The organism is Salinactinospora qingdaonensis (genome assembly GCF_039539445.1).
GTDB lineage: Bacteria > Actinomycetota > Actinomycetes > Streptosporangiales > Streptosporangiaceae > Salinactinospora > Salinactinospora qingdaonensis.
Map to the genome: position 1 here is coordinate 101205 of NZ_BAABDD010000011.1, position 16996 is coordinate 118200.

At 68.8% G+C, this 16996-nt stretch carries 9 protein-coding genes and 1 pseudogene; 2 read left to right on the forward strand and 8 right to left on the reverse strand.

Features of this window, described 5'->3' with window-relative positions:
- Positions 1 to 321: 321 nt before the first annotated feature.
- On the forward strand, positions 322 to 699 hold the full coding sequence (locus ABD848_RS13765) for a hypothetical protein (protein WP_344971743.1): 378 nt from the start codon (positions 322 to 324) through the stop codon (positions 697 to 699).
- Between the two features lie 92 nt (positions 700 to 791).
- Here the strand turns inward: ABD848_RS13765 and ABD848_RS13770 are convergent, their stop codons facing one another.
- The 6 genes and pseudogenes from ABD848_RS13770 to ABD848_RS13795 all read right to left on the reverse strand — a co-directional run bounded on the left by ABD848_RS13770 (position 792) and on the right by ABD848_RS13795 (position 11439).
- On the reverse strand, positions 792 to 1136 hold the full coding sequence (locus tag ABD848_RS13770) for a hypothetical protein (RefSeq protein ID WP_344971745.1): 345 nt from the start codon (positions 1134 to 1136) through the stop codon (positions 792 to 794).
- Between the two features lie 142 nt (positions 1137 to 1278).
- Positions 1279 to 1761 (reverse strand): annotated as a pseudogene (locus ABD848_RS25020) (cytochrome C); the annotation flags it as partial.
- A 121-nt stretch (positions 1762 to 1882) separates the two neighbouring features.
- Entirely contained in the window at positions 1883 to 2119 is a 237-nt protein-coding gene (locus ABD848_RS13780) for a hypothetical protein (RefSeq protein ID WP_344971749.1), read from the reverse strand.
- 72 nt (positions 2120 to 2191) lie between these two features.
- Positions 2192 to 3163 carry an NAD(P)-dependent alcohol dehydrogenase gene (locus tag ABD848_RS13785; RefSeq protein WP_344971751.1) on the reverse strand — a complete coding sequence of 324 codons (972 nt, stop codon included), beginning with the start codon at positions 3161 to 3163 and terminating at the stop codon, positions 2192 to 2194.
- Positions 3164 to 3250: 87 nt separating this feature from the next.
- The gene (locus ABD848_RS13790; protein WP_344971753.1) at positions 3251 to 8995 is read right to left on the reverse strand and encodes an Eco57I restriction-modification methylase domain-containing protein; all 5745 of its coding nucleotides are present in this window, start codon (positions 8993 to 8995) and stop codon (positions 3251 to 3253) included.
- A gap of 650 nt (positions 8996 to 9645) precedes the next feature.
- Positions 9646 to 11439, reverse strand: coding sequence for a fatty acyl-AMP ligase (locus ABD848_RS13795; protein ID WP_344971755.1), 1794 nt, complete (start codon positions 11437 to 11439; stop codon positions 9646 to 9648).
- Positions 11440 to 11678: 239 nt separating this feature from the next.
- Between ABD848_RS13795 and ABD848_RS13800 the strand changes: the two genes are divergently transcribed.
- Entirely contained in the window at positions 11679 to 11945 is a 267-nt protein-coding gene (locus ABD848_RS13800; protein ID WP_344971757.1) for an acyl carrier protein, read from the forward strand.
- 41 nt (positions 11946 to 11986) lie between these two features.
- Here ABD848_RS13800 and ABD848_RS13805 read toward each other — a convergent pair whose 3' ends face one another.
- Both ABD848_RS13805 and ABD848_RS13810 read right to left on the reverse strand, forming a co-directional pair.
- The gene (locus ABD848_RS13805) at positions 11987 to 13144 is read right to left on the reverse strand and encodes a zinc-binding dehydrogenase (RefSeq protein WP_344971759.1); all 1158 of its coding nucleotides are present in this window, start codon (positions 13142 to 13144) and stop codon (positions 11987 to 11989) included.
- Positions 13145 to 13254: 110 nt separating this feature from the next.
- Positions 13255 to 16986 (reverse strand): type I polyketide synthase, encoded by a 3732-nt coding sequence (locus ABD848_RS13810; protein WP_344971761.1) that lies wholly within the window; start codon positions 16984 to 16986, stop codon positions 13255 to 13257.
- Between the last annotated feature and the right edge of the window lie 10 nt (positions 16987 to 16996).

The following is a 16996-nucleotide window of genomic DNA, read 5'->3' on the forward strand; positions in this document are numbered from 1 at the left end:
GTCGATCGGGTAGAAGGCTCCGGCTCCCGGAGAAGGTCATCGTCATACCCCTCCCCCAACAGCCTGTCCGATTCGCACGGAGCAACGACAGAACCGTTCTCCTTCTCGGGCCATGGGGGTGTGTGGAGATCCCACCGGCGAAAAGCAGCAACGAACCAATACGGACCTCCGCAAACACGGCCACGCCCTGTGTACCCTGGCTCCTCGCGCGCCCGGCCGCGGGTAGTCGTGGACACAACGAGGTTGACGGAACCTGCCGCATACTGGAGCCTCACCACGGAGAGCAGCCACCGACTGCTAGTTGTTTGGGAGAACACGTTGATGCGGCTGACGTTCCTCGGCAAGGAGTCCACAGCCAACGAGTCGCCGACCCTCTACGCCACCGACCAGGACTCCTACGTCGTGCAAGGCTGGATCGTCACCGACCTGGCGGTTCTCTCCCACCTGGAACTGGCCGACGACGAAACGGTCGTCGAAGTACCCGACCGGCTCCTCTCCTACCTCAACAACGACGGTTTGGAAGGTGCCGTGACCCGCCCCGTTCCTCCCATCGTCCACGTGCGAGACAACGGGAACTACATCCTCCAAGGAGTCCGGGTCACCGACGCGGAGACGCTGTCCCAGATGGACATCCCCAACCACGAGACCTGCGTGAACATCCCCCGCACCGAGATGGAGAACCTCCTCGGCGAAGGGTGAGCCGCGCTGGCCGGTAGCGGCGCCCCCTCCCCTACGAACCTCTTGATCGCCGCCGGAGTCGCCTGGCGGCGATATTCGAGGCCGAAAACAGCCTAATGGCGATTCTCGCGAGGATCGTTGACCCGCTCCCGCAGGGTGGTGGCTCGCGTGTCGGGGAAGTCGTCCAGCAGGGTACTCGCCTCTTCCCAGTGCCGGCGGGCCTCCGCCGGCCGTTCGGCTTCGGTGAGGGCAGTGGCCAGGTTGTCGAGTGCGACCGCGAACTGCCACCGGTCGCTCAACTCCCGGTGTTGCCTGGCGGCCTGGAGGTGGAACTTGACGCCTTCTTGTGATTGGCCCAGTTCCCGGTAGGTCTCGCCGGTGCAGTCGAGGGCCATCGCCTCGCGGCTGTGGTCGCCGATCCTGCGTTGTATCGCCGCGGCTCGTTGCAGCGGCTCCAAGGCTTCGGCGGGGCGTCCCCAGCCGAAGCACCCGCGCCCGCTCCACGGACCAGTAGGCGAGCCAGACCGAGTTCTGCTCGCTGTCGGCGATGTCGAGCGCGGCCTCGACCGAGCGCAGCGCCTCCGAGGCCCGACCGAGCTCACGCTGGGCCATGCTCAAAAACAGCAGCGAATTCCCTTCTTGCACCCGGTCGCCGAGTTCGCGCTGGATAGCGAGAGCCTGCTCGAGCGGGCTCCCCGCTTCGCGGGGGTGGCCGGGCTCGCACAACGCCTCGCCGATATTGCTCAGCATCAGCGCTTCCCAGCGCGGCTTGTCGAGGTCGCGGAAGATCGCGAGGCTCTGCCGGAAGTGGGAAACGGAATCGTCGAGACGGCGCCACCACAACCCCAACAGACCAAGGGCGTTGGTCGACACGGCCTCCCCGAACCGGTTGCCGATCTCGCGGCGGATCTCCAGCGCGACCAGGTGGTGCTCCTGCACCTCGGTCAACCGGCGCGCCTGGAAGTACGCCTTGCCGAGGCTTTCCAACATCTCCGACTCGCCGTAGCGGTTCCCCGCGGCACGAGCCGCCGCCAGCCCGACCTCTCCCGTGGCGAGCCAGTCCTCGAACACGTTCTGGTGCATGAAGACGCTGCGGAGCACAGCCGCGAGTTGCCAGGCCGTCTCGTGCAGGCCGTTCTCGCCCGCGGCCCTCGTGGCCGCGACCAGGTTGTCGCGTTCCACCTCGATACGGCTCACGGTCGGTTCACTCTCCAGGGTTGATCGCGGAATACACACGGGCGAGGTTCTTCTTGCTGCATGAGCCTCGAATGGGGTTCATCGCCTCGCTGAGGGGCCCGGAATCCGAGACGGCGGCGTTACGGAACGGCACGAGCTGCTTGGCGTCGCGGTCAAGGGGTTGGCCAGTCTCTTCTCCAGGTAGCTCGTCCTGGGAATGGTGGTAGGGGTGGGTGCCGTCCCGCAGGTACACGGGGACGAACATCCGGATGAATTGGAGCCACGCAGGTGAATCATAGGCGTGGTTGGCCGGCCACGCGGGGGCGCTGAGTTGGGGTCAGTTCGGCGGTACGACGGTGATGACGACGTTGCCGACCTTCTGCCCGGTCTCGACGTAGCGGTAGGCGTCGAGGATCTGATCCAGCGGATACCGCCGGTCGATGACCGGCTTGAACGCTCCGGACTCCATCAGGTCCCGAAAGTGCCGCACCATCTCCTGGTCGTGCTTGGGCACGGGAAACTTCACCTTCCTGCCGCGGAACAGGGGCGTGACGAGCGGCAGAATCAGGTTCTGCCCCCAGGGGCCCAGGTCTGAGGACAGATACGCGCCGCCGGGCTTCAGCAGCCGCTTGCAGCGGCCGAACGTGCTCTTGCCGACCGCGTCGAACACCGCGTCGTAGCGCTGCTCGTCCTTGGTGAAGTCCTGGGCCGTGTAGTCGACGACCCGGTCCGCGCCCAGGCTCTTCACGAGTTCCAGGTTCGCCGTGTCGCACACCGCGGTCACGGTGAGCCCGCGATGCTTCAAAAGCTGCACCGTCGCCGAGCCGATGGCTCCGGTCGCGCCGTAGACGAGGACGTCTTGCCCGGCCCGCACGCCCGCCACGGTGAGGAACGCCAGCGCGTAGTGCGAGCCTTCGGTGCCGGGAGCGGCCTCCTCGAAGGTCACGTCCTTCGGCATGGTCGCGATGGAGGCGCCCTGCGGAACCGACAGGTACTCGGCCTGGGCTCCGAACGCGCCCTCGTTGTAGCCGAACACCCGGTCGCCGACGGTAAAGGACGTGACCCCGCTGCCGACGGCTTCCACCACTCCCGCGTACTCGGTCCCGAGCACGCTACGCCGCGGCCGGGTCAGACCGGTGAACGCGCGCACGATGAAGGGCCGGGCCGCCCGGTAGGCACAGTCCGTCCGATTGACCGTCGTCGCATGCACCCGCACAAGAACGTCATGATCCCCGATCGAGGGCTTGTCCACCTCGGCGACCCGGACTACCTCCGGCGCCCCGTACCGACTGTGCATCGCTGCCTTCATGGACGCAAAGCTTAGCGGGGGCGCGGCTTGCGCCACACCCTGCTTGTCTCGAACAGCACCCGACACCCTTCTGAGGCAGGTTCTACGTCAGGCGGGCTCGTGCCGTGGACCGTGGCCGGGGGGTGGGGTGAGGTCGGAGGTGAAGTTCTCGCCGTCGACGACCGGGGTGTCGAGGGAGATACCGGCTTGGGCCATCCGGTCGTAGTTGTCGAGGATGAGGTCCTTGGTGCGGTAGGTGCCGTACTTCTCCTCGTCCTTGCGCTTGACGATGGGGAAGGTGTCCATGATGTAGTCCACATCGTCACGATCGATCCCGTAGAGACGGAAGAAGAAGGCGTCCAACTCGGCACGGATGACGGCGCGGCGCTCGTAATCCCAGCAGAAGGGACTGCCACCGTCTTCCATATCTCGCGCAAAGGGAGTCATGTCGTAGGTGGTGTAGACGAGTTCACATACGCGGGGAACGAGGAACGCAGCGTGAGGTGACAGACTATCGGGCGCTGGAACAGGGAGTTGTTTCCACGTCATGAGCGCCATGTGTACACCGCTGATTTTCTGACGACTGATGTAGTCATAGATAAAGGAACTCTGTGCGGTGCTCAGTGCTGCGACTAAGGGTGGCTCTTTCACTGTGAACATGAGGGGGAATGTGTGCCCAACCCCAGTTCGCGGGGTAAACGCGGGAACGGCCGTTCGTTCATCGGTCGCGCGGCAGACGTCCCGCCATCCGTAGAGCCATCCTCGCTCCCAGCCCACTGAACTCAAACCGGTGTCGACTCCCTCGGCCATAACAGGCATGCCGTCACGCCCCGTTTCCCCTGTCGGGACGTCGACCTCCGGAACCCAGTAGCGGGGCAGCACCGTAGTTTCAGGATTCCGCTTCTCGTCCGGCGTGAGGTTACGGCAGTCCTCTGTAGCCATGCCCGTGAAGGAATTCCACCGATGGTCGAAGTGGTGGGTCATCTTGCCCTCGTACAAGGGCAGCATCCGCTCCTCACCCCGAACGAAGACGTTTCCTTCCAGACTCCAGCCCTCGTCTTCCAACGACTTACGAGTACGAAAGAGAGCAGAGTCATCGGTCATATCAAAAAGCCGTTTAAAATCAATTTTCCATAGATTCCCGTTTTCCCTAAACTCACCCCAGAGCACGGGGAGCCGCTTGTAGACTTCCGCGGTAATCCGGGCGTCTCGTCGACAACGAAAAACCGGCAGATTTCTCGTATTGGGGTTAATGAGGGAGATTTCTTCCGGCGTGAGCGTGAACACCTTATCGACATCATCGAGTTCGCCGGTATCACCCAGGAAGAAGGCGAGCTGAGCTCTCGATCCCTGGAGCCCTTTCCCAACCAGGGAAATCACACAAAACGGGTAACTGGAATGCACACTCGGGAACAGCGGCTTGCGGTTCTCGAAGCCGTATAGCGCGCCGATCGCACCACGCTGAGTGAGACTCGCGAACAGTTGCTGCGCCCCGGCTCCCGTGGCGATCGTAGTGGGGATGATAGCGGCATAACGCCCTTTCGGCGCAGCGAGAGCAGAAAAACGCTCAGCAAAAAGATGGTCCGTCTGGAGCGAGTTGACTCCCTTGATTTTGAGCCCTTCCGCGCACCATGAGAAGTTCCCGGAACTCGCTGCGAAGTGGAAGGTGGATTTCACCGCACGGCGAGCCGCGAGGTAACGGGTTCCCTCGTGGGGGTTCTCTTCGATCCATTCGGCGATGCGGGTACGGCGAGCGGTACCGGAGATCGCCGCGATGGAGGGGGCGACGCTCGCGAAGTACTTCTTGTCCTCGAAGTCCACTTTGTCCCACGGTGGATTGCCCAGCACACAGTCGAAACCGCCTACCCAGCCAGTCTCTGCGTCCACGCCCGTGCCGTCGTCCGGGACGGTGAACACCTCGGGGAACTCCAGGTGCCAGTGGAAGAAGTTGTATTGCCGGCGCAGGCGGACGATCTCGGCGTTGGTCTCGGCCGAAGCGCCCCTCCCCTGCGGCTCCTCCAGTGCGCGCAGCACGTCGTGTGTCACTGCCGGCGGCGCGTCTTTGGCCTTGACCCACATGAACGCCGCGCACCAGGCATCCGCGACATGCAGGGCATGGACGTACTCGGCGGACTGTTCCCAATCGCGGTAGGCGGCCTCCTGGTCGCGGACGTCACGCAGGGAGTCGGCCCTGACCGTGGTGATCTGGCTCAGCCGATGAGCGAGAACGGTGTTGGCGACCTTGACCGTGTCCTCTTCGATGTCGAAGAGGCTCTCCTGCCCGCCACGCTCCTTGGCGTTGGCCCGCTCCAGAGTCTTGGCGTACTTCTTGTCGTCGCCTTCCACCGGCTTGAACGCCGCGTCGGGAACCCCGTCCTTCAGCAGAGCCGGTGTCGCGCCGATCAGGGCGTTGCCGTGTTTGACGTGGGCGTCCAGGAAACCCAGCGGCTTGCCCGGCTCCAACGCCTCCAGCCACAGCGAGACCTTGGCCAGTTCCACGGCCATGGGGTTGAGATCCACACCGTAGATGCAGTGGGTGATGACCTCGTGCAAGGCGTGGCGGACGGAGTCGAGGGTGGGCTCGGGGTTGCCCTCGCGCACGGCGGCCAGGCGTTTGGCGATACGGCGGGCCGCCGCCACCAGGAAATGGCCGGAGCCGCAGGCCGGGTCGCAGACCTGCAACTCCAACAGCTCGACAGCGATGTGGCCCGCCGGGTCGGGCTCACCGTCCTCGGTGGCTTTGACCTCGCCGCGTTTGACCGCGTCGTCGATGACCGGGTCCAGCGAGGAGTCCAGCAGGGTCTCGATCAGCGAACCCGGCGTGTAGTAGGAACCGGTGGTCTTACGGGTGTTGCCCGCAAGCTCCACCAGTTCGAAGGTGCGCTCGGCCGCGCTGTGTTTGGGCACCAGCTCCAACAGCGACTCATACACCGAGCCCAACTCCTCGGCGTCGAGGTCGCGGTAGTTGACCCAGCGCCAGCGCCGCGACGCCGGGTCGCGCACCTGAGCCAGATGGCGCACCGCCCCCAACAGCGCCTCGTTGGACAACTCCAACCCCCGCAGCGGCGCATCAACCTCTGCCTCGTCGAACAGACCGCCCAGGGCGGGCAGCGCCAACTCGGGGCGACCGTTCTCGTCACCGAGCGCCCCCAACACGATGCGCAACGCCCGATACAGGTCCCCATGCGCACTGCCCTGACGGCGGCGGGCATGACGGCGCAGCCGCGCTGAGGAGAAGTAGGTCGCATAGCGTTCTTTCGCCCGTTCGTGGGCGTGCCGCTGCTCTTGGGGCGCGTCCTCGTCCAGCCTGGAGTGCAGGGCGTCGCGGTCCTCGGCCACGAACAGGAACAGCATCCGATAGACCAACCGCAGCAGAGCCGCGTGGAACTCGCGCACGTCCAGGTTCTCGCGCAGCCCGGCGTTGGCGGGGTGGCGCAGGAAGCCGGTGCCCAAAACGGTGATGGCCCGCTGCACCCCCTCGCGCAACTGGTCCAGTGCCCGAGTGCCGGAGTTGACGGCCTCGCCGCGCCACTTCTCCAACCAGCACGCCGAGGGCGGCTGCTCCTCGGCGACCTCGAACCGGGACACGTGCAGCAGCCGATACAACAACACGAAATCGCTGAACAGCTCACCGTCGAAGATCGCCTCCAAGTCGAACTCGACATAGGAGGCCGTCGCCAACGCGTTGGAGTCACGCAGCAACCGCAACCGGCGCCCGTTGGTCACCATCGCCCACAGGTGCGCCGAGGTGCGGTTGAGGCACTCCTGCACCAGCGACTGCGGCGGGACGGCGCCGGCACGCCCGCCCGGGCGGCTGTCGAGGCCGGTGGCCCAGTCCGCGACGTGGACGGGCACGTGCTGCCAGCGGTGGCTGATCTTGAAGACCTTCGCGGCGTCGTTGTCGGCGACGATCCCGGCCTCGCCCACCTTTGGCAGGCGACCGAACCCCAACTCCTCGAACAAGGGCCGCACCCACTGCGACAGAGCCACCCCCGTCGAATCGGCGGGCACGTCGGCGTCGGGGGCGGCGGGCAGGTAGACGTAGGCGCCGAGGATGTCGGCGGGCTGCTGGGGGGTGACCTTGAGGCCGCGGATGATCTCGCCGGCGGCGGTGCGCACCCGGCGGTGCGACTCGGCCAACTCGGCGGCCAGCTCCGCGCCGTAGGCGTCGAGGTGGGCGGTGGTGTGGTCGAGGGCGTCGAGCAGCCGGCCCATGGTCTTCTCGCCGAAGGCGGGGTCGGTGTTCTCGGTGGCGCGGGCGGCCGGCAGCGCGAGGGCCTGCTCGCGGTCGAGCCATTCGGCGCTGTCGGGCGAGCCGGTGAAGGCGAGCAGCCGGGCGTCCTCGGCGACCAACTGGGTGGTGCCGTTGCGCGAAGGCAGCGTGAGGTGGAAGCGGTAGCGCACCAGCAGCAGTGTGGTGCGCCGGGACACCGCGTCGGTGCGGATCACGCCGCAGCGGCACGCCGGCCGGGGGCCGTCGCCGCCGGTGTCGAGGGCGCTGTCGAGCACGTGGGAGGCGAGCGCGCCCACGACCGGGTCGGTGCGCACCAGGGCGGCCTCGCCGCGGGCCACGGCCGCCGTGTCGCGAAACGCCACGGGCCTTCCGGTCTCGACGGCGTCGACGCCCACGGCGGGGGCGAGCGCGTCGCGCAGCCCCGCGGGGGTGGCCGAGACGTCGGCGGTGAACCCGTCGTCGTCGGGGCGCAGCACCGCGCCCAGCGCGGCCAGGGCGTGTTCGACGAACGCGCGGACCTCGTCGGGGCCGCCCAGGGCGTCGCGGACCGCGGCGACCTCGCGGGCCACCTCCTCGGGGTGGATGGCGCGCTGGGCGTAGCGCGACCGGGAGGTCTTCTCGCGTTCGGCGGCCGACTTCCACTCGGCTTCCACCTGGGCGGCCTTGGCGCCCAGCTCCTCGCTGCCGAACAGGGCGTCCTGCTCGCCGCGGCTGCCGCGCATGAGCACCCACTCGATGAGGGCGTTGGTGACGCCGGCGGAACTCTCGTCGGGCACCGAGACGCTGATGCCCAGGTCGGCGCGGATCTGGCGGTGTTTCTTGATCAACATCTCCAAGACCTTGCCGTCGATGCCGTTGTCGTGGCCGTAAAGGGTGAGCACCCGCACCTGGTCGCGTTTCTGCCCGTAGCGGTCCACGCGGCCTTCGCGCTGGTCGTGGCGGGTGGGGTTCCAGGCGAGGTCGTAGTGGACGACGGCGTCGAAGTAGTGCTGCAGGTTGACGCCTTCGGACAGGCAGTCGGTGGCCACCAGTACCCGGCGCGCGCCGCGGCCCTCGGTGGTCTCCCGGGCGGCCTGGTCGGCCAGATCCTCGATGCGTTCGACGCGCTGCTGGGGCGACAGGGTGCCGGTGACCGCGCGCACGACGGTGGTCCAGCCGTTCTTTCCGCCCTTGTCGAGCGGGGACTTCTTGGCTTTGGTCGCGGTCTTGGCGCTCTTGGTGCTCTTGGCGTCCTCGGTGTCGGCGCTGTCCCGGGTGTCGTGCTCGTCGGTGCCCGACAGGTGAGCGGCGACGTATTCGGCGGTGTCGATGTAGCGGCAGAAGACGATGGGGTTGTAGCCCTCGGCCAGCAGTTTCTTGAGGTGGCCGATGAGGGCGTTGAGTTTGGGGTCGCGATCGGGGCCTTCGAGGTCGCGGGCGCGCCGGGCCAGGTCGAGCAGTCGCGCCGCCGGGCCGGCGGCGGCCCGCTCGGGCGTTTCGGTCTCTTCGGCTTCGGCACCGGGGACGGTGTCCATTCCTTCCATGGCGTCGGCTTCGGGGGCGTCGCGGGTGACGGCGGCGCCGATCCGGTCGGCTTCGGCGGGGGTTCGGGCCGCCGCCCTGGCCCGCGAGGGCCTCACCAACGGCGCCCTCGCCCTGGCCGCAGAGAGCGGAGAGACCGAGGGGCCGGGGAAGGCCGAGGGGCGCGGGAAAACTGAGGGGGCTTGAGGGGGCCGAATCCTCCCGGCGCTGCCTAGTTCCGCAGCCCCGGGAGGACCGCCGGCCGCACGGTTTGCGTGCGCCTCGCGCTCGCCGGAGTGAGGGCGCCGCATGTGGACTCGCCTGCGAGAACGCGCGGGAAGAGGCAGCCGGCCGGGCGCATGACCGGCGACCTTGGAAAAGTTCCCCGCCGCTCGCACCTCGATCGCTCCGCGATCTCGGCAGCCTAAGGTCCACGACAAACCGGGCGGACTCGGGTATCGGTGCTGTGCACCGAGGTCAAGGCGTGTGACGTGAAGCAGCGACGGCGGATGGTGGCCGGGCGGATGCGGGGTAGGTTCCGGTTCGCTGGGGCGGGCGCGGGTAGCCGCTGCGGGGTCGGGCCAAGGGGCGGGCCTCCATGATCACTACGAGTGTTGCCGCTCGGCGATCCTCACGGCCTAGAATCGCCAACCCCGACCTCCTCGTCGTGGCCATGGCGGCCTCGGGCTGGAGGAGCGACAGCGGCCGTTCGGCCCCTCGCCCGGACACGCGGGGGAGAGGCCGAGCGGCGCCGGTTCCACGGAGACGCTCAGCCGGCAGTGTCTCTGAAAGCGGCCACAACGGTGTCGAAGCCGGTGAGGTAGCGGTCGCGGCAAGCGCGGCGTTGGATCTTGCCGCTGCTGGTCTTGGGGATCTTGCCGGGGCGGGTCAAGACGACGTCGAAGACGTCGATGCTGTGGTCGCGCCCGATCGCCTGGCGTACACGGGTGATCGCGGCTTCGGCGTCGAGGGCCTTGATGCGGCCGGCCTCGATCTCACCCACGATCACCAGCCCGCCCGTGCCGGGCTCGTCGACCTGGAAAGCGGCCACGTGCCAAGGCCGCAACTGGGGAAGCGCCTCGGCGACGGTGGCCTCCAGGTCGAACGGGGAATGGTTGGCGCCGTTGACGATCACCACATCCTTGAGCCGCGAGGTCACATAGACGCTGCCGCGGTGGACGAACCCGAGATCGCCGGTGCGCAGCCAGCCGCGAGCCGGGTAGGTCGGATCGTCGTGGACGAGTTCGGGCGGGGGCACCGGACGCGCATCGAAGACCTCGGCGCTCTCGGCGGGACGGCGGTAGTAGCCGGCGCACACGTTGGGGCCGTGGACCCACAACTCCCCCACCTGGCCTTCGGGCAGCGGAGCACAGGTGTCGGGGTCGACCACGATCACGTCCTGCTGCCAAGGGACCCCGCAGCCCACTTGGGCCGTCGCGCCGGAGGCGTGGGGTTCGGTCTCGCGTACGCGACCGGCTCCCAGTTCGGTGCGGTCGAACCAGCGGATGGGGGTGTGCTCGGACAGCGGCACCCCGGTGACGAGACAGCCGGCTTCGGCCAGTCCCCACCCGCCGGAGAAGGCGCGCGGGTCAAGGCCGTGCTCGCGGTAGGTCTCGGTGAAGGCCGTGACCGACTCGGGGCGGATGGGTTCGGCCCCCACGAGGACCAGCCGCAGCGCCGACAGGTCGAACTCGGTGTGCTGCTGAACGGAAAACGCCTGGACCGCGCGGTCTAGGCCGAAGTTGGGGGTGGCTGTGGCCACGGCCCGGTAGTCGCTGAGCAACTGCACCCATCTTCGTGGTCGCTGCACGAACGCGTGGGGAGCCAGATAGACGCCGTGGGCGCCGCAGCGCAGCGCGTGGACCACGGCCAGCAGCAGCCCCATGTCGTGGAAGAAGGGGGTCCAGGCGGCCAGCGCTTCCCCAGGGGCCAACCCGGAGAAGGCGCTGACCTGCTCGGCCTGGCTCCACAGGTTGCCGTGGGTGACCATGACGCCGGCGGGCCGACGGGTGGAGCCGGAGGTGTACTGAAGGTAGGCGACGGTGTTGGCGTCGGGCCGGTCGGGGGTGAAGTCGGGGCCGGGCTCGATGGTGTCGCAGGCGATGATGCGGCCCAGGTCCGCTCTGCGCTCCTCGACCAGCTCGCCCAGGTTGGCGACCGAGGCCGTGTCGGTCAGCGTGACGGCGGGGGCGCAGTCGTGGGCGACGCTGACCAGCCGGCCACTGGAGACCAGTAGGTGAGGGGCGTACAGCGGGACGCTGATCACCCCGGCGTACAGGCAACCGACGAAGGCGGCGATATAGGACAGCCCCTGCGGCAGGGCCAGCAGGACGCGGTCGCCGGGGTCGGCGGTTTCGCGGACCCTCTGGGCGATGGCACGGGCGTGGGCGTCGAGTTCGGCGTAGGTCCAGGTGTGGGCGAGGCCGTCGCGGTGGCGCCCGTAGTCGACAAAGGTGCAGGCGAAGTCGTGGGGGCGTTTCCTGGCCCAGTGGCGGATCGCGTCGATAAGGCTGTAGGGGTGGGACGCTGCCGACTCAGGCTCGGCAAGCAGGAGTTCTGCCATGTCGACCACTTTTCTCCAAGTGTGCGATGCAGGTGACGATGGGAAGGTGACGCGAACATCGGGGGTGGAGAGGCGCGGCGCGCCTGCCGTAAGGACGGCTCCCGCGCGGCGGTGCGCGGGGGCGCGGCGCGCCCGTGTCGTCGTTGACCGGCGGGCCCCTGCGCGCGGAGGCGCAGGGGCGGCTATGGCAGGATCACGGTGGTAGCCCTGTCGCCAAGCGGGAGGAACGCGCGCGAACGATGGCTGAACCCGGTGCATCCTTGCGTGACCTGGACAAATGGTTGACTGCCGAGGTGGCCCGACTGGTCGGTGTGTCACCGGCCGCCGTTGACCGCGACATGCCCTTCCGGGAGTTGGGGCTGTCCTCTGTGCAGGCCGTGGATCTGGTGGCGATGACCGAGGATCGCTACGGTCTCGCTCTCAGCCCGACATTGCTGTTCGAACACCCGACGCTGTCTCAGGTCGTAGCCGCGATCCGCGATGAGGCGGCGGGCCGCTCGGAATGACCCGAGCGCACAAGGAGACACCGCTCACCGCAGCCATATGATCACAGTAAGTTAACTTGATAGGTGGGGAAGTAGGTGGTGATCCTGCCGGCGGCGTAGTCGGCGGCCAACTGCGGCACGTCGTCGAAGGCGTAGGTGGTGACGGTCTCGCGCGGGGGCATCCATGCGGTGGCGTTTTGGAAGTCGCGGATGCGGGCGGAGTCGTGGATGCGCCACACGTGGGTGTTGACGTGCAGGTGGCGTTTGATGCACTCGCTGGCGCGCAGGGTGCTGGTGGTCATGCCGTGTTTCCAGCCGACGGTGGCGAGCACGCCCTGGCGTGCCATGGCCTTGAGGGTGGCCTTGTACAGCGGTGAGCCGATGTTGTCGAGGAAGATGGCGGCGCCGGCGCCGTCGCTGAGTTCGCCGATGATGCGGAGGAACTCCTTCTCGCTGGCACGGTAGCGCGCCAGCGCCTCGGGGTCGTCGGCGACCTCGGCGCTGTAGGACAGGTCGGGGAAGAGTCGCCGGTCCACCCCGGTGATGCCGTGTTCGGCCAAAAAGGACAGCCGCGCGTCGGTGCTGGCGGTCATGGCCACGCGAAAGCCCGCGCGGCGGGCCAGTTCGAGTTCGGCCATGGCCACGCCGCCGCCCCAGCCGAAGACGAGGTGCTTAGCGGGGTCCTCGTCGCGCATCTGGGCGCTCCAGCAGGCGTGGGCGACGTTCCAGTTGTCCCAGGCGGTGAAGTAGCGGCCGTAGGTGGCCCACTGGGCCAGCGAGAAGGGGGTGTCTTCGGGCAGCGGCAGCAGGATGCCGGCGTGGAGCTTGGTGCGTTTGGCCAGCAGGCCGACGGTGTGGGGCATGTCATAGGCGTAGACGCGCTCGACGTAGCCGTAGCGGTCGCATTCGCCGAAGGGCAGCACGAGGCACGTGTCGCCTTCGCTGACCGAGGTGACATCGGCGCCGGTGCGCAGCACCCGCACGACGGCGAGGTTGCCCAAGACCACGGAGCTTTCACCGCGCTGGCGGCAGATGTCGATGGGATCGCGCGAGAGCGCGTGGTCGAGGTTGGCCTCCCATGAGCCTACGAGCGGCTCTACGAGGGCTTCGTGGTCGGCTACGTCGGCGAAGGAGAAGGTTTCCCGGCTGAGTTCGCCCCGCTTGGGCACGGCGGGGTCGTCGGGTCTGCGGTGCAGGACCCAGGCGTCAGTGGTGATCATCGCTGTGGCCTCCCAAATACAGACAGGAGTCATAAGGGGTACGGAAAACGCTCGAGGGCAGCGGCCGAGCGCTGATTGGAGAGTGGGGACTCTCCGAGGGCAGGGGGCGGTCAGGCGGGTGGTGTGTCGAGCAGGGACAGGATCGTGTGGACACCCTCGTCGCTGGGGAAGTGGTCGCCGGGGACGGTGCGGGCCTGGAACGGCCCCGAGGTCAGCTCGGCCCACTGGTCGAGGTCACCTCGGGTGATTCCGGGATCGTCGTGGCCGGCCAGAGCGGTCAACGCCACGTCGATGGGCTCGCCCCCGAAGCTGCGATAGGTGTTGTGCAAGGTGAGGTCGGCGTGGAGGTTGCTCCCGAAGATGCGGGCGAGTTCGTCGTCGGCGCGGATCTCGGCGGGGACCGCGCCGTAGCGTCGCCCGACGGCGTCGAGGAGTTCGTGGGGATCGTCGGGCAACGGGAGCTCCTCGGGAGCGGGGTGGGCCCGGCCACCGCAGACCACGAGGTGGGCGACGTCGCGACCCCGGCGGCGCAGTTCGCGCGCGGTCGCGTAGGCCACGGTGGCGCCCAGGCTGTGGCCGAACAGGGTCAGCGGCCCCTCCAGGTGCGCCAAGTGGTCGGCGAAGCCGGTTAGCAGGCGCGGCCACGCCTGCGGGTCGGCGGGGTCGATGGCGGCGTCGCGCAGCGTGGCTTCCCACAGTTGGACGTCGCCGTCGACGAGGCCGGCCCAGGGGCGGTAAGTGTTGCGCAGTGCTCCGGCGTGCGGGAACAGCGCGACGTGGCGCGCCGGCTGGGACGGTTTGTTGAGGCGCAGCAGCGTGACCGGAGCCGGCTGCGGGCCGGAGTCTTGCTGCTCTGCCTCGCTGGCCGTGCCGTCGCCGGCGACGGCACGGCCAGCGAGGGTGGCGAGACTGTCGGTGGAGAACAGGTGTTGCAGCGTGAGGGAGATGGCGAAGCCGAAGGTGCGCTGCACCTGGTTGTAGAGTTCGACGACGGCCAGTGATTCGAGGGCGACCTGGTCGACGGGCAGGTCGGGGTCGATCTGCGTGGGGTCGACGCCGCCGGCGCGGGCCAAGCGCCGGCGCAAGACCTCGAGGACCTCGCCGGCCGTGGCGGGCCGCCGGGCCGGCGACGGGTGGGAGCCGTGGGACGGGGCCGTCTCGTGGTCGGTGAACCAGTGGCGGCGGTGCTGCCACGGATAGTGTTCCAGCTCGACGTGGTGACTGGGCGGCGGCTGGACGGCGGTGAAGTCCACGTCCACCCCGGCTTCGTAGAGTCCGGCCAGGGTGGTGGCGAGGTGGTGGCGCGCGGACTCGCCGCGGCGCATCGTGGCCAGCGGGGGGTGGCGGAACGGGGGGTCGGCGACTTCGGCGAGGCGTTGCAGGTCACCGGCGAGGATGGCGTGTGGGGAGCATTCGACCAGCACGAGATTGCCGCGGTCGGGAAGGGCGGTGATCGCCTGGGCGAAGGAGACGGGCTCGCGCATGTTGCGGCCCCAGTAGTAGGCGTCCAGCGGCTCAGTGTAGCGCCGGCCGGTGACGGTGGAGTGGAACGGCACCGTGGCGGGGCGCCCCTGGATGCCGGCGAGGGCGTCGACGAGTTCACGTTCGACACTGTCGGTGATGAGGCGACAGTGCGAGGCGTGCTCGACGCCGATGCGCTTACAGCGCACGCCGCGCCGCTCCAGGTCGGCGAGGAGCTCGGTGACGGCGGCGGCGGGTCCGGCCACCACTAGGGAGGTGGGGGCGTTGACGGTGGCGATGTCGACGCGGGGGTGCTCGCGCAGGATCTCGCGCATGCGGTCCTGGTCGAGGGTGACGCTGGCCATACCTGCGCCGTGAGTGTTGGCGTGGATGATGCGTCCGCGGTGGGCGAGGATCTCGAACATCTCGGCGCGGTCGAGAGCGCCGGCAAAGGTGGCGGCGGTGACCTCGCCCATACTGTGGCCGACGACCGCTGCGGGGCGAGCGCCCCAGTCGGTGAGCTGGCGCGCCAACGCCAACTGCACGGTGGCCAGGCAGAACTGGGCGCGTTGCAGGTCGGCCAGTGGCTCGGCGCCGGTGGTGCGGCGCAGCTCCTCGCGCAGGGACCAACCGTAGCGCTCGGCGACGATGCTCTCGCAGGCGGCGATCTCGGCGGCACAACCGGGCAGATCTTCCAGGTCGGCTCCCATACCGGCCCATTGGGAGCCCTGGCCGCTGAACACGAGTACGGCGCCGACCGGGTCGGGCGAGGGGTGGGGTGCCGGCGTCCAGGGTTCGGTCAGGGCGGCGCGCAGCTCGTCGGCGGTGTCGCCGGTGACCATGCGGCGCAGCGGGTGGTGGTCGCGATGGTGCATCAGGGCGGCGGCGAGGTGGGCGGCGCCGGTGTCGTCGAGCTCGGCGAGGCGTTTGGCGTAGGCGTCGCTGAGGTCGGCCAGCGCTTGGGGGGAGCGCGCCGACAGCGGCAGCACCATGGGGAGAACGGGGGGCGGGGCGGGGGCAGGCGGCTCGGCTGGGGCGGGGGCGGCTTCGAGCACGACGTGGGCGTTGGCGCCGCCGAACCCGAACGAGCTCACCGCGGCCAGGTCGCCGGCGAGGTCGTTGAGCTGGTCGGGGATGTAGAAGCGGGTGCCGTCGATGTCGATCTCGGGGTTGAGCCGCTGGAAGTGGGCTTGGGCGGGGATGCGGCGGTGTTTGAGGACGAGCACGCTCTTGAGCAGCCCGGCGATGCCGGCCGCGGCTTCGAGATGGCCCACGCGCGCTTTGAGGGAGCCGATGGCGCACGGCAGGCCGTCGGTGCCGTAGGCGTCGGTGATGCCGGTGACCTCGATGGGGTCGCCCACGGTGGTGCCGGTGCCGTGGCCCTCGATGTAGCCGATGTCGGCGGCGGCGACATCGGCGTTGGCCAGGGCGGCGCGCATCACCGCGGTGTGGGCGGCGGGGTTGGGGGCGGTCAGTGCGCTGGCTCTGCCGCCGTGGTTGGTGGCGCTGCCGCGGATGAGGGCGTGGACGCGCCGCCCCTGCTCGCGGGCGCTGCTGTGGCGCTGGAGCACCATGACCGCGGCGCCCTCGCCGCGGGCGTAGCCGTCGGCGTCGGCGTCGTAGCTGCGGCACCGGCCGTCGGAGGCCAGCGGCAGACACTGCTCGCAAATTTCGCTGGAGTGGGGGGTGAGGATAGTGTTGACACCGCCCACCAGCGCGATGTCGCAGGTGCGGGCGCGCAGCGCCTGCACGGCGAGGTCGACGGCGAACAGCGACGCCGAGCAGCCGGTGTCGACGGCGAGGCTGGGGCCGGTGAGGTCGAGGAGGTAGGAGAGCCGGTTGGCGATCATGCAGTGGGCAACCCCGCTGGCGGAGTAGGCGGAGAAGCCGTCGGGGTGCTGGCTTTGCAGCAGGTAGTAGTCACTGCCGTAGACGCCCATGTAGACGCCGCAGGGGCTGCCGCGGAGCTGGCCGGCGGGGATGTTGGCGTCCTCCAGCGCTTCCCATGCGGTCTCCAGCACGAGTCGCTGCTGCGGGTCGATCCAGTCGGCTTCAAAGGGCGAGATGCCGAAAAACTCCGGGTCGAAGCCGTCGACCTCGTCGAGGACCCCGGCCGGGCGCCACTGCTCACGCTGGGGGACGCGGCGGCCGTCGGCGGCGCGGTCGAGCCATCCCATCGGGTCGACGTGGTGGTTGAGGAGGAGGTCCCAGTAGGAGTCGAGGTCGGTGACCCCGCCGGGCAGGCGCAGGCCGACGCCGGTGACCGCGATCGGCTCGCGGGCGGCGCCCTCCAGTTCGCGGATTCGTTCTTGCAGGGCGCGTTGCCGGCTCACCGCACTCTCCAGGGCGCGGCGGGCCTCGGGCGGTAGGTCGGTACTCATCGCGGTCTCC

Coding starts and splice junctions, on each gene's coding strand:
- ABD848_RS13785 (WP_344971751.1), bottom strand. CDS start 3,163: ATGAAGGCAGCGATGCACAGTCGGTACGGGGCGCCGGAGGTAGTCCGG.
- ABD848_RS13780 (WP_344971749.1), bottom strand. CDS start 2,119: ATGTTCGTCCCCGTGTACCTGCGGGACGGCACCCACCCCTACCACCAT.
- ABD848_RS13765 (WP_344971743.1), top strand. CDS start 322: ATGCGGCTGACGTTCCTCGGCAAGGAGTCCACAGCCAACGAGTCGCCG.
- ABD848_RS13800 (WP_344971757.1), top strand. CDS start 11,679: ATGGCTGAACCCGGTGCATCCTTGCGTGACCTGGACAAATGGTTGACT.
- ABD848_RS13805 (WP_344971759.1), bottom strand. CDS start 13,144: ATGATCACCACTGACGCCTGGGTCCTGCACCGCAGACCCGACGACCCC.
- ABD848_RS13795 (WP_344971755.1), bottom strand. CDS start 11,439: ATGGCAGAACTCCTGCTTGCCGAGCCTGAGTCGGCAGCGTCCCACCCC.
- ABD848_RS13810 (WP_344971761.1), bottom strand. CDS start 16,986: ATGAGTACCGACCTACCGCCCGAGGCCCGCCGCGCCCTGGAGAGTGCG.